This window comes from Campylobacter sp. CNRCH_2007_0968H, assembly GCF_025773245.1.
GTDB classification, from domain to species: Bacteria; Campylobacterota; Campylobacteria; order Campylobacterales; family Campylobacteraceae; genus Campylobacter_D; species Campylobacter_D lari_D.
This window is the reverse complement of the sequence record NZ_JAKMTQ010000003.1, coordinates 144,319-160,692: the sequence shown is the minus strand read 5'-3', so window position 1 is coordinate 160,692 and position 16,374 is coordinate 144,319. Positions and strand designations below refer to the sequence as shown.

General features: G+C 29.0%; 16 protein-coding genes. 6 read left to right on the top strand and 10 right to left on the bottom strand.

Features of this window, described 5'->3' with window-relative positions; genetic code table 11:
- From L8Y18_RS03000 to rpsU, 9 genes are all read right to left on the bottom strand, one after another.
- A partial coding sequence (locus L8Y18_RS03000) for a PepSY-like domain-containing protein (RefSeq protein ID WP_263666513.1) occupies window positions 1–404 on the bottom strand: 404 nt, incomplete at its 3' end.
- A 60-nt stretch (window positions 405–464) separates the two neighbouring features.
- Window positions 465–2,177 (bottom strand): ATP-binding protein, encoded by a 1,713-nt coding sequence (locus L8Y18_RS02995; protein WP_263676211.1) that lies wholly within the window; start codon window positions 2,175–2,177, stop codon window positions 465–467.
- A gap of 8 nt (window positions 2,178–2,185) precedes the next feature.
- Window positions 2,186–2,665 carry a hypothetical protein gene (locus L8Y18_RS02990; RefSeq protein ID WP_263676210.1) on the bottom strand — a complete coding sequence of 160 codons (480 nt, stop codon included), beginning with the start codon at window positions 2,663–2,665 and terminating at the stop codon, window positions 2,186–2,188.
- Complete coding sequence (locus tag L8Y18_RS02985; RefSeq protein WP_133319059.1) at window positions 2,662–3,153, bottom strand: YajQ family cyclic di-GMP-binding protein; 492 nt, start codon at window positions 3,151–3,153, stop codon at window positions 2,662–2,664. Before L8Y18_RS02985 ends, L8Y18_RS02990 begins: the two co-directional genes overlap by 4 nt.
- The gene (locus L8Y18_RS02980; RefSeq protein ID WP_263676209.1) at window positions 3,143–4,075 is read right to left on the bottom strand and encodes a D-2-hydroxyacid dehydrogenase; all 933 of its coding nucleotides are present in this window, start codon (window positions 4,073–4,075) and stop codon (window positions 3,143–3,145) included. Before L8Y18_RS02980 ends, L8Y18_RS02985 begins: the two co-directional genes overlap by 11 nt.
- Before the next feature lie 3 nt (window positions 4,076–4,078).
- On the bottom strand, window positions 4,079–5,251 hold the full coding sequence (locus L8Y18_RS02975; protein ID WP_258107722.1) for a glutathionylspermidine synthase family protein: 1,173 nt from the start codon (window positions 5,249–5,251) through the stop codon (window positions 4,079–4,081).
- 11 nt (window positions 5,252–5,262) lie between these two features.
- On the bottom strand, window positions 5,263–5,883 hold the full coding sequence (locus tag L8Y18_RS02970; protein WP_263676208.1) for a UPF0323 family lipoprotein: 621 nt from the start codon (window positions 5,881–5,883) through the stop codon (window positions 5,263–5,265).
- 76 nt (window positions 5,884–5,959) lie between these two features.
- A complete protein-coding gene (locus L8Y18_RS02965) occupies window positions 5,960–6,565 on the bottom strand; it encodes a LysE family transporter (protein WP_133319063.1) in 606 nt (201 codons plus the stop codon).
- A 43-nt stretch (window positions 6,566–6,608) separates the two neighbouring features.
- Window positions 6,609–6,821: a 30S ribosomal protein S21 gene (rpsU, locus tag L8Y18_RS02960; protein WP_002780697.1), complete on the bottom strand. Its 213-nt coding sequence runs from the start codon at window positions 6,819–6,821 to the stop codon at window positions 6,609–6,611.
- Between the two features lie 185 nt (window positions 6,822–7,006).
- Between rpsU and ccoG the strand changes: the two genes are divergently transcribed.
- The 5 genes from ccoG (at window position 7,007) to L8Y18_RS02935 (ending at window position 14,743) form a co-directional block, all read left to right on the top strand.
- Window positions 7,007–8,380: a cytochrome c oxidase accessory protein CcoG gene (ccoG, locus tag L8Y18_RS02955; protein WP_263676207.1), complete on the top strand. Its 1,374-nt coding sequence runs from the start codon at window positions 7,007–7,009 to the stop codon at window positions 8,378–8,380.
- Between the two features lies 1 nt (window position 8,381).
- Complete coding sequence (locus L8Y18_RS02950; RefSeq protein ID WP_133319065.1) at window positions 8,382–9,005, top strand: TetR/AcrR family transcriptional regulator; 624 nt, start codon at window positions 8,382–8,384, stop codon at window positions 9,003–9,005.
- Window positions 9,006–9,088: 83 nt separating this feature from the next.
- Window positions 9,089–10,186 (top strand): efflux RND transporter periplasmic adaptor subunit, encoded by a 1,098-nt coding sequence (locus L8Y18_RS02945; protein ID WP_263676206.1) that lies wholly within the window; start codon window positions 9,089–9,091, stop codon window positions 10,184–10,186.
- Window positions 10,186–13,308, top strand: coding sequence for an efflux RND transporter permease subunit (locus L8Y18_RS02940; protein WP_263676205.1), 3,123 nt, complete (start codon window positions 10,186–10,188; stop codon window positions 13,306–13,308). The genes L8Y18_RS02945 and L8Y18_RS02940 overlap by 1 nt, the downstream gene beginning before the upstream one ends.
- Window positions 13,301–14,743, top strand: coding sequence for an efflux transporter outer membrane subunit (locus L8Y18_RS02935; RefSeq protein ID WP_263664531.1), 1,443 nt, complete (start codon window positions 13,301–13,303; stop codon window positions 14,741–14,743). The genes L8Y18_RS02940 and L8Y18_RS02935 overlap by 8 nt, the downstream gene beginning before the upstream one ends.
- Before the next feature lie 17 nt (window positions 14,744–14,760).
- Here the strand turns inward: L8Y18_RS02935 and L8Y18_RS02930 are convergent, their stop codons facing one another.
- The gene (locus tag L8Y18_RS02930; protein WP_263659238.1) at window positions 14,761–14,952 is read right to left on the bottom strand and encodes a mini-MOMP protein; all 192 of its coding nucleotides are present in this window, start codon (window positions 14,950–14,952) and stop codon (window positions 14,761–14,763) included.
- 75 nt (window positions 14,953–15,027) lie between these two features.
- Here L8Y18_RS02930 and L8Y18_RS02925 point away from each other — a divergent pair, with 75 nt between their 5' ends.
- Window positions 15,028–16,365 carry a coproporphyrinogen III oxidase family protein gene (locus tag L8Y18_RS02925; protein WP_263664530.1) on the top strand — a complete coding sequence of 446 codons (1,338 nt, stop codon included), beginning with the start codon at window positions 15,028–15,030 and terminating at the stop codon, window positions 16,363–16,365.
- The last annotated feature ends 9 nt before the right edge of the window (window positions 16,366–16,374 follow it).

The following is a 16,374-nucleotide window of genomic DNA, read 5'->3' as shown; positions in this document are numbered from 1 at the left end:
TGGCCTAAAATATTACCTTTAAAATCTGTATAAATTTCCATCATATTGTTTGTTCTAAATTTATAGCCATTGATTTTTTTATCTACTTCTACAATAGCTGCATTTGGTTGTACTGCTTGTACTTTTGCAATAATTTCTTTTGGGATAAATCCTGTTGGAATGCTTTTGTATTTACCATCAACTTCTTTCCAGTCTCCATTGATGATAAAGTCAATTTCAGTCCCATCGACTAAATTTACTTCATAAGAATCTACATCTTGTTTTACATAACCTACATTTACACCTTTAAAATGAGTGTTTAAAAACTCTTGAGCTTTTTGAGGTAGAGCATTTGGACTTACAACCATATCTGCAAACATAGAACTTGCACAAACTAAACTAGCTAACATTAATTTTATTTTCATTTTTTCTCCTTTAAATAAAAGTAAAAAATGATATTAACTGCTTGTGAAATTTATGTGAATTTAATTTTTAAAACCAACTATTTTATTTTTATCAAATGAAGATTCTATTTCTTTTTCTATTGTATGTAAAAAATCACTCATTTTAAAAACACCGTCCTTAGAAATAGCTGCTTTCAAAGCTGTATTTTTAACTACCATAGCAATTTGAGCTCCACTTAGCTCATACAAAGCAAGATTTTTTAAATCAAAATTATCATCAAATTTAGCATTTTTAGGTAAAGCTTTTTGCCATATCATCAAGCGTTGTTCGTAATTTGGCTTTTTAAATTCTATTTTATATTCAAATCTTCTTGAAAAAGCCACATCTAAACTTTCTAAAAAATTAGTCGTAGCTATAATAACTCCACTAAAACGCTCAATTTGTTCTAGAAAAATATTTTGCATTTGATTGTGCATTTTATCAGCACCGCCACTACTTTCTACCCTAGTACTTAAAAATTGATCAGCTTCATTTAAAAGCAAAATAGGACTTTGTTTGCTTGTTTGACAAAGCTCTTTATAAGTATCAAAAATTTTTCTTACATTTTGCTCACTCTCGCCCACATATTTGCTTAAAATTTTAGAACAATCAAAACTCAAAATAGATTTTTTCATAGCTTTTGCCATACTTAGCGCACTCATAGTCTTACCCGTGCCAGCAGGACCATAGAAAATTATCTTGGCTTCTATGTTTTTATTTGTTTTTATACCCCATTTATTTAATCTTTCTAAAACCTTTTTATCTTGTTGTTTTAATATACTTTCCAATAGATCTTTAGTGCTTTGGGGCATAATAACATCATCTATATTAATATTTGGCTCAATTAGCTCAAAAATATCTTGTTCTTTAACTAAATTTTGAAGTTTAATTTTTTTATTCTTCTTTGGTTCTTTAAAATTAATAATTCTTTGTAAAATATCATCACTTAAATAAAAAATCTTAGTTATATCACCCAAAGAATTAACAAATTCATCATATTCTAAAAGATTTGAACTAAGTAGCTTAGAATATTCTTCTAGTAAGACTTTGTTTTCTTGTTTTTGAACATCATCTTCGCTAATTAAATGAAGTAAAAAATTAAAATCTCTACTATAAGAATTTTCAGTATTTAGCAAATACTCTTCTTTTAATAAACTAATAAATATCAAACATTCTTTATCGTTTAAAGCATACTCTTTAAAAATATCTACCAAAACATTAGAAATTTTACTCTTTTTTAAACGCTCTTTAATATATGCTTCAAATATAGCTATATCTTTTTTAATATTCTTACTTTGAGAGCTTTTAGCAAAAAAACGCAATCTTTGATATAGCTCGATTTTAAAAAATTCATCTTTTAAATATGCAATATGATCTTCATAAATTTGATCTTGCATAAAATCTTGTATAGTTTTATTTTCTAAAATTTGTAAAAAAACCTCACTTAAACTTAACTCGCATTGTAACAAATTTAAAAATAAACTTGAGTTTTTACTCGATTTAAAATCAGAAAAAATTTGAATAATAAAACCTTTTTCTATAAGATTTTTAAGATCTTTTAAATGATCTAAATACTCATATTCATCATTTTTAAAAACTTCACTAAGAAGATTATAGGCATTAATACTTACATTTGCTTGTAAATAATTTTTACACAAATGCTTTAAAATTAAAATTTCATCTTCACTGCATTGTAAGTTTTTATAAATATTGCTTTTAAAAGTATCATTAAGAAAAAGTTTTAAATCTTTCATATTTTCCTTTATATTGATTTTATGCTAAATTTAATTTTAGATTTTTTGTCACTAAAACTCATATTTTTATCACAAACCTCATAAAAAATATCATAATTTTTGCTTATAATATTTTGAGTAAAACCACAAGAGGTAATTTGCTTATTTTTCCCATAAAAAATAGGTTTTTTGTAAATTAAATCTTGCAAAAAATCATCATAATATTCATAATTAAAAAATCTTTTATTAAAAAAAGTTTTTGCATAACATACACCATTAATGCAAATTTTATCCGTGATTTTTAACTCAAGTAAAGCCTTAGAGGCACTATAAAGTTCTAAACTTGTAAAATTTTTTCCCTCATATAAAAAGCCATAATCAGCAAATCTAAATTGAGGGGTTTTTAAAACAATATAAGCACTTTGTGATTGCGTTTTGCTTTTTAAAACACAAGAGCTTAAAAAAACGCACACAAAACACAAAAAAATTATTTGAAGTAACTTTATCATTTAAGGTTTTTAAAACTAAGATTAAGTTCTAAATTTAACTCTTTTACTATTTTCATCACGCTTTGTAAATCATCAATTTGCTTACCAACTACGCGAATTTCATTGCCTCTAATACTTGAAGTTACCTTTAACTTACTATCTTTTATAGCTTTATTAATCTTCTTAGCACTATCAGCATCAATGGCATCATTAACTTTTAAATTCAATCTAAAATTTGCTCCACTCTCCCTGTTTAACTCTTTAATACCATTAGGGTTAATCCCTCTTTTGATAAGTTTTGAAATAACAATATCTTTTAGCACTTCAATTTTTGCTTCACTTGAACAAGTAAGCTTATAAATACTTTCTTTTTCATTTAGCTCTATTTCACTTTTAATACCCTTTAAATCATATCTGCTATCAAGCTCTTTTTTAGCTTGCTCTAAAGCATTTTTTAGCTCTTGTTTGTCAATTTCCCCACTAATGTCAAAACTATGTTCATTTGCCATTTTCTATAAACTCCTTAAGATTATTAAATACGATTTGGACTAAATTTTGTATGGATTCTTCACTAGCCCATGCAACATGTGGAGTGATAATTAAATTTTCTTTATTTTTTATATTAAGCAAAGGATGATTTTCAACCATAGGTTCTACTTCAAGTACATCAAGCCCCACTCTAATATTTTTTTCATCCATAATTTGAGCTAAATCTACTTCATTAATAATCCCACCACGACCTACATTAATTAAAATGGCCTCATCTTTTAAAAGCATTAATTCTTTCTTGTTTAATAAATTTTTTGTTTTTTCATTTAAAGGTGCATGGATACTTATCACATCAGAAGTTTGTAAAAGCTCTTCAAGGCTTACTTTCTCATATGTATCATCATTATTAACCCCTGAGGTAGAATAATAACAAATATTTGCTCCAAATATTTGCGAAGCCTTAGCTACCTCTTTACCTATAACCCCAAGCCCTATAATACCATGTTTTTTTCCTGTTAGAGTATGTAAAGTTCTACTAAAATCAGTGAATATTGGGCTTTTTACCCAAAGCCCTTGTTTGGTCCATCCATCATAATATGGGATTTGATTTAAAAAAGCAAAAAGCAAAGCAAATGTATGACTTAAAACACTTTTGGTAGAATACCCAGCTGCATTTTTTACTATTATACCTTTAGAATTTGCATAAGCTACATCTATATTATTTACCCCTGTGCCAAGCTGCAAAATGAGCTTTAAATTGGTGTTATCTATAACTTCTTGATCAATGATGACTTTATTTATCATCACAACTTGCGCATCAGATATTCTTGAGATAACCTCATCTTTAGATGTAAGTTCATAACTTATAAATTCCCCAATACTTTCAAAAGCTGTTAAATCAGCTCCACCTAAAGTAGCAGCATCTAAACATACTATTTTCATTTTTTATCCTTTAACAATGTGCCCTACAAATTTAGAATAATTATCAAGCACCAAACCACCTTTTCTAAAACCTAAACCACAACCCTCATAAGCAAAGAAAACTCCTGCTTGATAATAATCATTTTCATTTTGATTAAACTCAGCAAATTCTTGATACACAAAACGATTGTTTTGATAATCTCCACTTGTTTCAAAACTTATATCTCCATTAGCTTCTATAATAGAAACATTTGCTCCTTCTCTACCAAAAACAGGCTTTTTAACACATTTTTTACCCACTAAAGGCTCATCACTTGTTTCAAGCAATAAAGGATGATTTGGATAAAGCTCCCATAAAATTTTCATTATACCCTTGCTTTGAAAAAGTAAAGTATAAGCAGGATTTAAAATAATTGCTTTTTGATTTTGCATAATTTGAGTTAAGAGCATAGCAAGTTCACCCTCTTCTATAGCTATACTTTCCCAAGGAATGAGTTTGAAAAAATACTCAAAATTTACATCATTTTTAAAAATTCCTTCGGGTGAAAATTCTACCTCATCAATATAAGAAAATTCACTCTCAAAACCAGCTTCACTAGCAATGTGTGCTAAAAGTTTTGTTGTAATCATATCCTCATCACTACCTGCAATTGAAGAAAACAATATTTTCCAACCTTCATAATATTTTTCAAATTCACTTACATCTTCTTCTAAGGTTATAAGTCTTTTAAAATTATCTCTTAAAGCTTCATATATATTATTAAATTGCGAGCTTTCATCTAGGTTGTTTTGCTTTAAAATAGCCCATTGCAAAATAGCACTTTCAAATAAAGATGTTGGAGTATCAGCATTAAATTCTATTAGTTTTATAGGCTTACCATCAAGCCCACCTGCTAAGTCAAACCTACCATATAAATGCCAATGCACATCATTTTCCCAACTCATCTTAATCGCATCAACCAAATTAAAAGGAATTCCAAGCTCGTCAAAACGATCATTATCAATCACTTCTTGCGCAGCAGCTACAAACATATCATAAAGCTCATTAACTGCTTCGTAGTATGCATTTGCTTCATCTTCCCTTACGCAAACTAAATTAGAATCTAAATAATCACTTCCATCATTATCCGTATGCCATGAAAAACCTATTTGCTCTAAATAAGATTTTTCTAAAGGATTTACTTTTAAAAAATTCATTTTTTCACCTTTTAAGAGCCAAAAGAATTTGCAGAACTTGAAGTAGCTTTAGAGCCACCACCAAAAAAGCCTGATTTTTTTGCATTTGATCCTGAAGTAGCACTTGTACTTGCTTTATTAAAGCTATTTACACTTCTTTGATAAGCACTTTGATTTGAAAATGCTCCTCTTTGTTGATTTGCAAAATTTTGATTGTTAAAAAGCTTTGAACCTATCCAACTTCCCAAAATAGCTCCAGCTGCACTCGCAAGCAATGTCTCGCCTAAAGAAAGCCCCCCGCTACTCATTTGAGCATTGTTTGGATTTGTTAAATTTGAAGTACCATTGTCTATTTTAGCAGCTTCTTCTTGGATTAATTTATCCATTTCTTCTTTGCTTAAAACCCTTTCAGTTCCATCAAGTTGTTTTAAGACTACCCTAGTTTCATCACTTGGAAATTGATCTTTGATTTTGTATTGATTTGGAGCGGTTTCTTCAATAATAACAAAGGCCCCTTGAGTATTTGCCGCTTGACTTAAAGCGTTATTGCTAGAATCATTTGTATTATTACTACATGCACTTAAAGCACCTGCACTAATTGCAGCAATACCGCTTATCATACTAAGTTTGAGTATAGTTTTAATGTGTTTCATAATCTTTCCTATAAAAATTTATAAATTTAACTTAATAAGATTTTAACAAAAAAAGTATTAATAAAAATTAATTGTTTTAGTTTATCATAGTCATTAAATTACTACTTAAAATAAACACAGCAAAAACAAAAAATATAAAAGCACTTAGATAATCAATAAGTTTTAAATTCTTTTGATAAATTCTTACCATAAATGGTTTAGAAAATAATAAAGAAATCAAAGAAAAATAAATTATAGTTTCTAAAATCAAAACAAATATCAAGACTATCAACATCCATCGCATTTGTGTAAAATCAAAACTTGCAAAAACACTGGCGAAATAAAAAATTGCTTTAGGATTAGATAAATTTGTAATCATTCCACTTAAAAATGCAGATATATAAGTTTTTTGAACTTTAATTTTGTCATTTTTTGTATTCTTGTAAATCTTAAAAGATAAATACAAAAGATAAAATGCTCCAAAACTTGATAGTATAATTTGTAAAAATGGGAATTTATGAAAAACGACATTTAATCCGAGTATAGAAAGTATAATCCATATACTAACAGCTAAACTTACTCCCAAGCTTGCCTTTAAAGCACTTTTAACCCCTTCTCTTAATGCATATGAACTTACTAAGAAAAAATCAGGTCCTGGTAAAATAAGTCCGAAAAAATGAATAATTATAATCCAAAAAAACATAAATATTTTAACGAAGAAAGCCGATTTCTCGGCTTTTTTGGTATTAGAGTCTTGACTCGTAGCGTCTAAGCATATAAAGTCTTTTAAGCATTTTTTTGCGTGCTGAAATTTTTTGTTTTTTGCGAATTTCAGTCATAGGCTCAAAAAATCTTCTAGCGCGAACTTCAGTAACAACTAGATTTCTATCTACTTGCTTTTTGAATTTTCTATACGCTTCATCAAAAGACTCATTAGGATGTACCTTGATTCCTGGCACGACCCCCACCACCTTTCTTTAAATAAATTTTAAAATAAAGATTATATCATAATTTTCTTGAAAATAAAACTTATTTTTGTAATAATTATATAAATAAAAATTAAATATAAATTATTAATTAAGACAAAGTTTGATTTAATTTTTCTAATACTACAATATAAAGAAATATTTCTAAGGAAAATAAAATGAATGCTCACATCACAAACTATACTAAAAAAAGATATATAGCTTATATCATTTCTATGATTATTTTTATAGCACTACCTTTTATAAAAATAAATGGAAATCATTTCTTTTTATTAAGCTTTGATCATAAAAAACTTAATTTATTTTTTATCGCTTTTGATACTCAAGAGCTGTATTTAATGCCTTTTGTTATCATGGGTATGTTTTTAACTATACTTTTTGTTACTACTTTAGCAGGAAGAATTTGGTGTGCTTGGAGCTGTCCTCAAACTATTGCTAGAGTTATTTATAGAGATCTTTTACAAACAAAAATCTTTAAAATTCATAAAAGCACAGCAAATAAACAAAAGCAAGTCAGTGGATTTTTCGTCAAAAAAGCTTTAAGTATTGTGATTTTTTATCTTTTTTCATTATTAATGATGAGTGCATTTTTATGGTATTTTGTACCACCTGAAGATTTTTTTACATACATTCAAAATCCTGCTGATCATTTATTACTTTTAGGGATTTTATTTTGCGCTTCTTTGGCTTTTACTTTTGATATAGTATATTTGGGTGAAAAATTTTGTGTTTATGTATGTCCTTATGCAAGAATTCAATCTGTAATGTTTGATAATAACACCGTTCAAGTAATATATGATGATAAAAGAGGAGGTGCGATTTATGATGGACATACCAAACTTTATCAAAAGCCGCCGCAAGGTGAATGTATAGGATGTGAAGCCTGTGTAAAAATTTGTCCTACACATATAGATATACGCCAAGGAATGCAACTTGAGTGTATTAATTGTCTTGAATGTGCCGATGCTTGTTCAAAAGTTCAAGCCAAATTTAATCGTCCTAGCTTAATTAATTGGACTAGTGCAAAAGCTATTGAAACAAGGGAAAAAGTAAAATATTTTAGATTTAGAACTATTGGATATTTAGTTGTTTTGTGTGGTGTTTTTGTGGCTTTAGTTTTAATGGGAAGTAAAAAAGAAAATATGCTTTTAAATATCAACCGTTCTAGTGAGCTTTATCAAATCAGAAAAACCCATGATGGAGAATTAATTATTAGTAATGCTTATGTATTTTTATTTCAAAACACCGATAATAAAACTCATGAGTATTATTTTGATGTGAAATTACAAGGCATTGAAGATGGCTTAGAAATCATTAGACCTAAAAAATCTTTTAAACTAAAAGCTGGCGAAAAAAATAAACATATAGTTGTTTTAAAAGCTACTAAAAAACTAGCCGATAATGATAGAAAAGACACTGTAATACCATTAACCATCAAAGCCTATGCGCTTGATGATAAAAATATTGTCATATTACGCGAGAGCAATTTTGTATATCCTAAAAATTCTATCATAGAGCATAAAAAATACTAAAATGAAAAAAAGAATTTCTTCAAAATCTCAAGCAAGGCTTGAAAAAATCAAACAAATCGCTGCGGAGTCATTTTTAAAAAATGGCTACGAAGCAACTAATCTTAAAGATATTATCAAACAAGCTGGTGGATCTTTTTCTTGCGTATATGAGCATTTTAAAAGTAAAGAAGGTTTATTTGAAGCAGTTTTAAATGATTTTGCAGAAAATCATTTTTTAGCTATTTTGAAAAAAAATATGCGACTTTCACCTGATGCTAATTTAGAAGAATTCTTATATCAATTTGCAAAAGCTTATTTAGGGATTTTTAACGACACCAAAACTATAGCTATAGTAAGACTTTTGTATTCTGAAATTTATAATGAAAAATTTGATTTTGGAAAATGGTTTAAAGGAAGCAATAGAAAAGAAGTAGAATATGTTCTTCGAAAAAGATTTGAAGAAGAAAATGAAATTTTAGCTCAAAATGCTGAATTTTTAAGTTATACTTTTTGTGCTATGCTTAGAGGGACATTTTTTATACAAAGCACTTTTGAAAATAAAGTTTCAATGAATAAAAAAGAACAACAAAGCCATGCAAAAAAAATCGTAAAGCTTTTTACTCAAGGACTTGTTAATTTTAATTAACTAAAGATTGATAAAATAATATTTATTAATTTTGTAATATAAATTACTTTTTATTTAGCTAAATAAATAACTTAAGGAAACAAATGAAAACAAAACTTTTAACTCTAGCTTGCGCTTCTCTTATCTTTATAGCATGTTCAGATGATAAGAATGCACAAGTTAAACAACTCCCTCCTCAACCTGTTAGTATTATGACTATGCAAAGTGCTAATTTACCTTTAGAGTTTACTTATCCTGCGAGATTAAGCACTGAATTAGATGTAGTAGTCAAACCTAAAGTAAGCGGTGAAATCAAAGCAAAATACTTCAAAAGTGGTCAAGCTGTAAGAAAAGGCGATAAGCTTTTTCTTATAGAACCTGACAAATACCAAGCAAGTGTAAATATGGCTTATGGAGAAGCTTTGGTAGCAAGAGCTAATTTTGATGATGCTGAAAAAAATTTTAAAAGAGATAGTATTTTAATAGAAAAAAATGCTATTTCACAAAAAGAATTTGATGCAAGTTTAGCTAAATTTAACTCCACAAAAGCTAATCTAGAAAGCGCTAGAGCAAAACTTGCTAATGCAAGATTAGACTTAAAATACACCATAGTAAGTGCTCCTTTTGATGGAATTTTAGGTGATGCATTAATGGATGTGGGTGATTATGTAAATGCTTCATCTACTGAACTTGTACGCATTACAAACATTAACCCAATTTTTGCAGATTTTTATATTTCTGATGTAGATAAAATCAATATGAATAAAAATATTCAAAGCGGCAATTGGAAATTAGAAAATATCCAAGTGCAAGCTAATGTTGGTGGAGAACTTTTCAATGGAAAATTATATTTCGTAGATAGCGTTATAGATACTCATAGTGGTGGAGTAAAAGCAAAAGCTATTTTTGATAACAACAATTCAAACTTAATGCCTGGCTCTTTTGCAAATGTTCATGTTGGTGGTTTTGTTCAAAAAGATGGTTTTGAAATTCCTCAAGTTGCGCTTTTGCAAGATGATAGTGCTACTTATGTTTATACCCTTGTAGATGGAAAAGTAGTTAAAACTATTGTTAATGTTATTTATCAAACTTCTGATAAAGCAATTATTGACAAGGGCTTAAAAAATGGGGATAAAGTGATTTTAAATAACTTCAAAAAAATCCGTCCTGGTGCAAGTGTTAGCGTAATGGAGAATAAATAATGTTTTCTAAATTCTTTATAGAAAGACCTGTATTTGCTTCTGTTGTAGCTATTATTATTTCTTTAGCAGGTATTATAGGACTTTATTCTTTACCCGTGGAGCAATATCCTTCCTTAACTCCACCCGTTGTTAAGGTAAGTGCAACTTACTCAGGAGCTGATGCTCAAACGGTGGCTCAAACGGTGGCTATTCCTCTTGAAGATGCAATCAATGGGGTTGAAAATATGATTTATATGGATTCAACTTCAAGCTCTTCAGGAGATATGAGCTTAAGTGTATATTTTAATATAGGTACAGATCCTGACCAAGCAACAGTTGATGTTAATAATAGAATTTCAGCTGCTATGGCAAAACTACCTGAAGATGTTAAAAAAACTGGTGTTAGTGTAAGAAAAACCGGTTCAAGTATATTAGAAGTTGCTACTTTATATTCTCCTGATGGCTCTATGGATTCACTCGAAGTGTATAATTATGCTGCATTAAATATTTTAGATGATCTTGCTAGGGTTCCTGGTGTGGGTAATGCCGTAGCTATTGGTGCAAGAAATTATTCTATGAGAATTTGGCTTAATCCTGATTTGTTAAACAAATATCAAGTTACTGCGACTGATGTTATTGCTGCAGTTAGCGAGCAAAATGCTCAATATGCTACTGGTAAGATAGGTCAAGAACCTGTGGTGGAAAGATCTCCTTATGTGTATTCAGTAACTATGCAAGGAAGATTAAAAAATACTAAAGAATTTGAAGATATTATCATAAGAGCAAATAGTGATGGCTCTTTTTTAAGACTTAAAGATGTAGCCGAAGTTTCTTTAGGATCAAGAGAATATACTTTTAAAGGTAGATTAAACGGAAATGACGCTACTCCTATTTTGATTTTCTTACAAACCGGAGCAAATGCTGTAAATACAGCAGAATTAGTGCAGAAAAAATTTGAAGAACTTTCTAAAAATTTCCCTGAAGGATTAACTTATAAAGTGCCTTATGATACAACTATATTTATTAAAGCTTCCATTAAAGAAGTGGTAAAAACTTTCTTTGAAGCATTAATTTTAGTTGTAATTGTAATGTATTTGTTCTTAAAAAATTTCCGCTCAACTATTATACCAATGATTGCTGTTCCTGTTTCTATTTTGGGAACTTTTGCAGGATTATATGTCTTAGGTTTTAGTATCAATCTACTTACGCTTTTTGCCTTAGTATTGGCTATTGGTATTGTTGTTGATGATGCAATTATAGTAGTTGAAAATATAGATAGAATTATGCATGAAGATCCAAATATAAGCATAAAAGAAGCAGCTATTAAAGCTATGGATGAAGTTGCTGCACCTGTTGTTTCTATAGTTCTTGTACTTTGTGCGGTTTTCATACCCGTTTCATTTATATCAGGTTTTGTGGGAGAAATCCAAAAACAATTTGCCATAACCTTAGCAATATCTGTTACTATATCAGGCTTTGTAGCTTTAACACTAACTCCTTCTTTATGTGCAATTTTTTTAAGAAGAAATGAAGGTGAACCTTTTTACTTTGTGAAAAAATTTAATGATATTTTTGATTGGTCTACCGAAGTTTTTGGTGCTGGTGTGGCTTATATACTTAAAAGAACAGTGCGTTTTATGTTAATTTTTGTAATCTTTTTGGGTGGTTTATATGGACTTTTCAAACTTGTTCCAAATTCACTTGTTCCAAATGAAGATCAAGGAAACTTTTTAACTATTGTCAATCTACCCGCAGCATCTTCGCTTAATAGAACTACTCAATCAATGGATGCTATGGCAGAAGAAATCCGCAAAAATGAGAATGTAACTAATGTGGTAGGACTTATAGGCTATGATCTTTTTACAGGTTCTTTAAAAGAAAATTCTGGAGCAATGTTTGTTAATTTGAAAAATTGGGATGATAGAGATATTAGTAGTTTTGATTTAGTTGGATCTTATAACAAACAATACTTCTTAAATCCAAATTTTCAAACTTTCTTTGTTAATCCACCACCAATCCAAGGTTTAAGCTTAACTGGTGGTTTTGAGATGTATGCACAAAATCGTAGCGGAAAAAGTTATGATCAAATTCAAGTTGATGTAAATAAATTAGTTGAAGCAGCAAACAAGCGTCCCGAACTTCACAATGTAAGAACAACGCTTGATACTAATTTTCCGCAATTAAAACTAGAAATTGATCGCGATAAAGTAAAACTTTATGGTTTAAATTTAGCTGATGTATTTAGCACTCTAAATGCCACCATAGGAACTTATTATGTAAATGATTTTTCTATGCTTGGAAAAAATTATCGTGTAAATATAAGCGCAATTGGAGATTTTAGAAATACTCAAAATGCTTTAAAAAACATCTTTGTTAGATCAAAAGATGGTTCTATGATAGCTCTAGATAGCGTTTTAACATTACAAAGAAGTGTTGGTCCTGATGATGTAAAACGCTTTAATATGTTTCCATCGGCTTTAGTGCAAGGTGATCCTGCTCCTGGCTATACTTCAGGACAAGCCATTGATGCAATTGCACAAGTGGCAAAAGAAACTTTAGGAGAGGATTATTCTATTGCTTGGTCAGGTTCAGCTTATCAAGAAATTACAAGTAGCGGTGCTGGACAAATAGCATTTATGCTAGGACTATTATTTGTATTTTTAATTCTAGCAGCACAATATGAAAGATGGCTCATGCCTTTAGCAGTAATTACGGCTGTGCCTTTTGCAGTATTTGGTTCTTTGCTTTTTGTATGGCTTAGAGGATTAGAAAATGATATATATTTTCAAACAGGACTTTTACTTTTAATAGGCCTTTCTGCTAAAAATGCCATTTTGATTGTTGAATTTGCTATGGAAGAGCATCTTAAAAAAGGAAAGAGTATTTTTGAAGCTTCTATTAGTGCAGCAAAATTGAGATTTAGACCTATTGTAATGACTTCATTGGCATTTATTTGTGGTATTTTACCGCTTTTCTTTGCATATGGAGCAGGAAGTGCAAGCCGCCATGCGATAGGTACAGGTATTATAGGTGGTATGATAGCAGCTTCTACTATAGCCATTTTCTTTGTACCTTTATTTTTCTATTTACTAGAAAGTTTTAATAAATGGCTTGATAAAAAAAGAGGTAAAATCAATGCGTAAGTTAATAATTTTTGCAAGTTGTTTTTTAATAACAGCTTGCAGTTTAAAACCAAATTTAGAAATTAAAAATGTAAATTACACTAAAAGCTTAGATCAAAACATTAGCATTAACAAACAATGGTGGAAAGCTTTTGATGATAATTATTTAAACACCTTAGTCGATCAAGCTTTAAAAAACAATAACGACTTGCAAATTGCATATATGAATTTACAAAAAGCTTATGAGGCTTTAGGTATAGCAAGAAGCGATCTGCTTCCTAAACTAGATGGAAGTGCTAGCGGAGCAAGAGCAAAAACTAGCATCAATGCTCCAAGCAACAAAAGTAATGAATTTATCTATGGCAATGATTTTAATATGGGTTTAAATTTAAGTTATGAAGTAGATTTATGGGGTAAATACAGAGATACTTATAATGCTTCAAAAGCAAAATTACAAGCTAGTGAGTTTGACTATGAAAGTGCAAGATTAAGCTTAATTTCTAATGTAGTAAAAACTTATTTTAATCTAGCAAGCTTAAGTGAGCAAGTAAAAATTTTAGAAGAAACAACCCAAAGTTATCAAAAAACTTATGAGTTAAAATTAGAGCATTTTAAACTTGGAGTAATTAGTGAGTATGAGCTTAACAAATTTAAAGCTGAACTTGAAAATTCAAGAGTTTTACTCACAAATGCTAAAATTCAAAAAGAAGCTAATACCAAAGCTTTAAAAATCTTAACTTCAAATGATATTGATGATATACTTTATAATAGCATAGAGTATAAAAAAATAGGACAATACGAGCTTAGCATACCTGAAGGTATTGGTAGTGAAATTTTACTTCAAAGACCTGATATACAAGCTAGTTTAAAAATTTTAGAAGAAAAAAACTATCTTGTTGGAGTAGCCAGAACTGCATTTTTACCAAACCTTTCTTTAACAGGACTTTTGGGTTTTCAAAGTAATGATTTAGATCTTTTAGTTAAACATGGAAGTAATACTTGGAATGTAGCTGGAAATTTTGCAATGCCGATTTTTCATTGGGGTGAGATTATGAATAATGTTAATATCGCAAAACTTACCAAAGATGAAGCGTTTTTACAATATGAAAACACCTTAAAAACAGCCTTTGGAGAAATAAGACTTGCTTTATTTAACCGCCAAAGCTATTATGAAAATGAGCAAAATTATAAAAATTTATTTCTAGCTCAAAGTAAAATTTATGAAATTTCTACCTTAAGATATGAAAATGGCGTGATTAATTTAGCTGATTTTTTACAAGATCAAAGAAATTATTTAAATGCTAAACTTTCTTATACTAACTCATCTTATGAGCTTGCAAATTCCATTGTAGATGTTATGAAAGCCTTTGGTGGTGGATTTAACGCTAAAGAAGAATCAAAAGAAAATATCAAAGCTATGGAAGAAAACTTAAAAGAAAACTTTTATAACAACTGAGCCTTAAGGCTTAGTTGTTAATGCATTTGAATTTGAATTCTTTGATTAAAATTATTATTTCCTCTATCTTTTGGGCTATTATGCTCAAAACGATAACGCATATTACCTGAAACATTAACATCTTGAAAAATTTCATCTAAAGGTGCAGAATTTGACACGCTTATAAGCCCTAATAAAAATACAAAAAATGCTATAAAAATATTTTTCATTATAAAGCCTTTGTAAAAATATGATACAATTATAGTCTTTTTAAATAACTACAAAATGAAATTTTTAGGAAAAATATGAATTTTTTACAAAACTTAGCTCTTTCTTACTCACATAAAGCCATGCAAAAATCTTTAGAGAATGGTTTTGATGTGAAACTTTTAAAAGAAGGACAAGAAAAAAAAGTTAATCCAAAAAAATCTTATATGCTCTATGCTCATATACCATTTTGCCATACTTTTTGTCCATATTGTAGTTTTCATAAGTATTATTATAGTGAAGATTTAGCAAAAAGATATTTTGAAAGCTTAAGAGAAGAAATCAAACAAATCAAAGACAAAGGATTTGATTTTACTTCTATGTATGTGGGTGGTGGTACTACTTTAATTAATGAAGAAGAACTTGCTAAAACTTTAGAACTTTGCAAAAAATTATTTAATATTAAAGAAATTTCTTGTGAGAGCGATCCTAATCATATCGAACCTAAAAAGCTAGAAATGTTTAAAGGGCTTATAGATCGTTTAAGTTGTGGTATACAAAGTTTTGATGATGATACTTTAAAAAAAGTAGCAAGATATCATAAATTTGGTTCAAGTAAAGAGCTTCAAGAAAAGCTTTCTAAAGCTATAGGCGTGCTTCCTATTATGAGTCTTGATTTGATTTTTAACTTTCCTTCTCAAACTAAAGAGCAATTACTCAATGATTTAGAAATAGCCAAAAATTTAAAACCTCAACAAATCACAACTTATCCTTTAATGAAATCAAACCTCACAAAAGATAATATCGCAAAAACTCTAGGAGTAAGTTTTAAAGATAATGAATTTGAGTTTTATAAAATCATTATAGATTTTTTCAAAGATTATGAAAGAAATAATGCATGGTCATTTTCTTTAGAAAAAAGTAGCTTTAATGATGAGTATGTAAGTAGCCATCATGAGTATTTGGGTGTAGGAAGTGGGGCTTTTAGCTTTTTAGATGGAGAGCTTTTAATCAATGCTTTTAATTTAAATGATTATTCTAAACTCATCAAAGAAAAGCAAAATGCAAATATTGCTAAAGCTAATTTTAGTAAAAAAGAAATCATCAAATATGTCTTTTTAACTGAAATGTTTGCAGGTAAAATCGAGATTGATAAATTTAACAAAACTTTAGATTGCAATTTAGAAAAAGATCTTTTCATAGAACTTTTAGGTCTTAAGCTAAGTAAAGCTATAAAAAAAGAAAATAATACTTTATACACAAGTGAATTTGGGCGTTATTTGTTTATGGTATTAATGAAAGATTTTTACACCGGTATGGATTTAGTGCGTGCTGTATTTAGAGATAATAAACGCTTACAAGATAAAGAACACATTAATATCATGCAAGAAAATGTTGATCCACTTGATTTTAAAAGTATGGAGTTTAAAGGATAAAAAGCCTTT

Excerpts from the sequence above, each read along its gene's own strand:
- L8Y18_RS02995 (WP_263676211.1), bottom strand. The coding sequence starts at position 2,177 with ATGAAAGATTTAAAACTTTTTCTTAATGATACTTTTAAAAGCAATATT.
- L8Y18_RS02990 (WP_263676210.1), bottom strand. The coding sequence starts at position 2,665 with ATGATAAAGTTACTTCAAATAATTTTTTTGTGTTTTGTGTGCGTTTTT.
- L8Y18_RS02985 (WP_133319059.1), bottom strand. The coding sequence starts at position 3,153 with ATGGCAAATGAACATAGTTTTGACATTAGTGGGGAAATTGACAAACAA.
- L8Y18_RS02980 (WP_263676209.1), bottom strand. The coding sequence starts at position 4,075 with ATGAAAATAGTATGTTTAGATGCTGCTACTTTAGGTGGAGCTGATTTA.
- L8Y18_RS02975 (WP_258107722.1), bottom strand. The coding sequence starts at position 5,251 with ATGAATTTTTTAAAAGTAAATCCTTTAGAAAAATCTTATTTAGAGCAA.
- L8Y18_RS02970 (WP_263676208.1), bottom strand. The coding sequence starts at position 5,883 with ATGAAACACATTAAAACTATACTCAAACTTAGTATGATAAGCGGTATT.
- L8Y18_RS02965 (WP_133319063.1), bottom strand. The coding sequence starts at position 6,565 with ATGTTTTTTTGGATTATAATTATTCATTTTTTCGGACTTATTTTACCA.
- ccoG (WP_263676207.1), top strand. The coding sequence starts at position 7,007 with ATGAATGCTCACATCACAAACTATACTAAAAAAAGATATATAGCTTAT.
- L8Y18_RS02950 (WP_133319065.1), top strand. The coding sequence starts at position 8,382 with ATGAAAAAAAGAATTTCTTCAAAATCTCAAGCAAGGCTTGAAAAAATC.
- L8Y18_RS02945 (WP_263676206.1), top strand. The coding sequence starts at position 9,089 with ATGAAAACAAAACTTTTAACTCTAGCTTGCGCTTCTCTTATCTTTATA.
- L8Y18_RS02940 (WP_263676205.1), top strand. The coding sequence starts at position 10,186 with ATGTTTTCTAAATTCTTTATAGAAAGACCTGTATTTGCTTCTGTTGTA.
- L8Y18_RS02935 (WP_263664531.1), top strand. The coding sequence starts at position 13,301 with ATGCGTAAGTTAATAATTTTTGCAAGTTGTTTTTTAATAACAGCTTGC.
- L8Y18_RS02930 (WP_263659238.1), bottom strand. The coding sequence starts at position 14,952 with ATGAAAAATATTTTTATAGCATTTTTTGTATTTTTATTAGGGCTTATA.
- L8Y18_RS02925 (WP_263664530.1), top strand. The coding sequence starts at position 15,028 with ATGAATTTTTTACAAAACTTAGCTCTTTCTTACTCACATAAAGCCATG.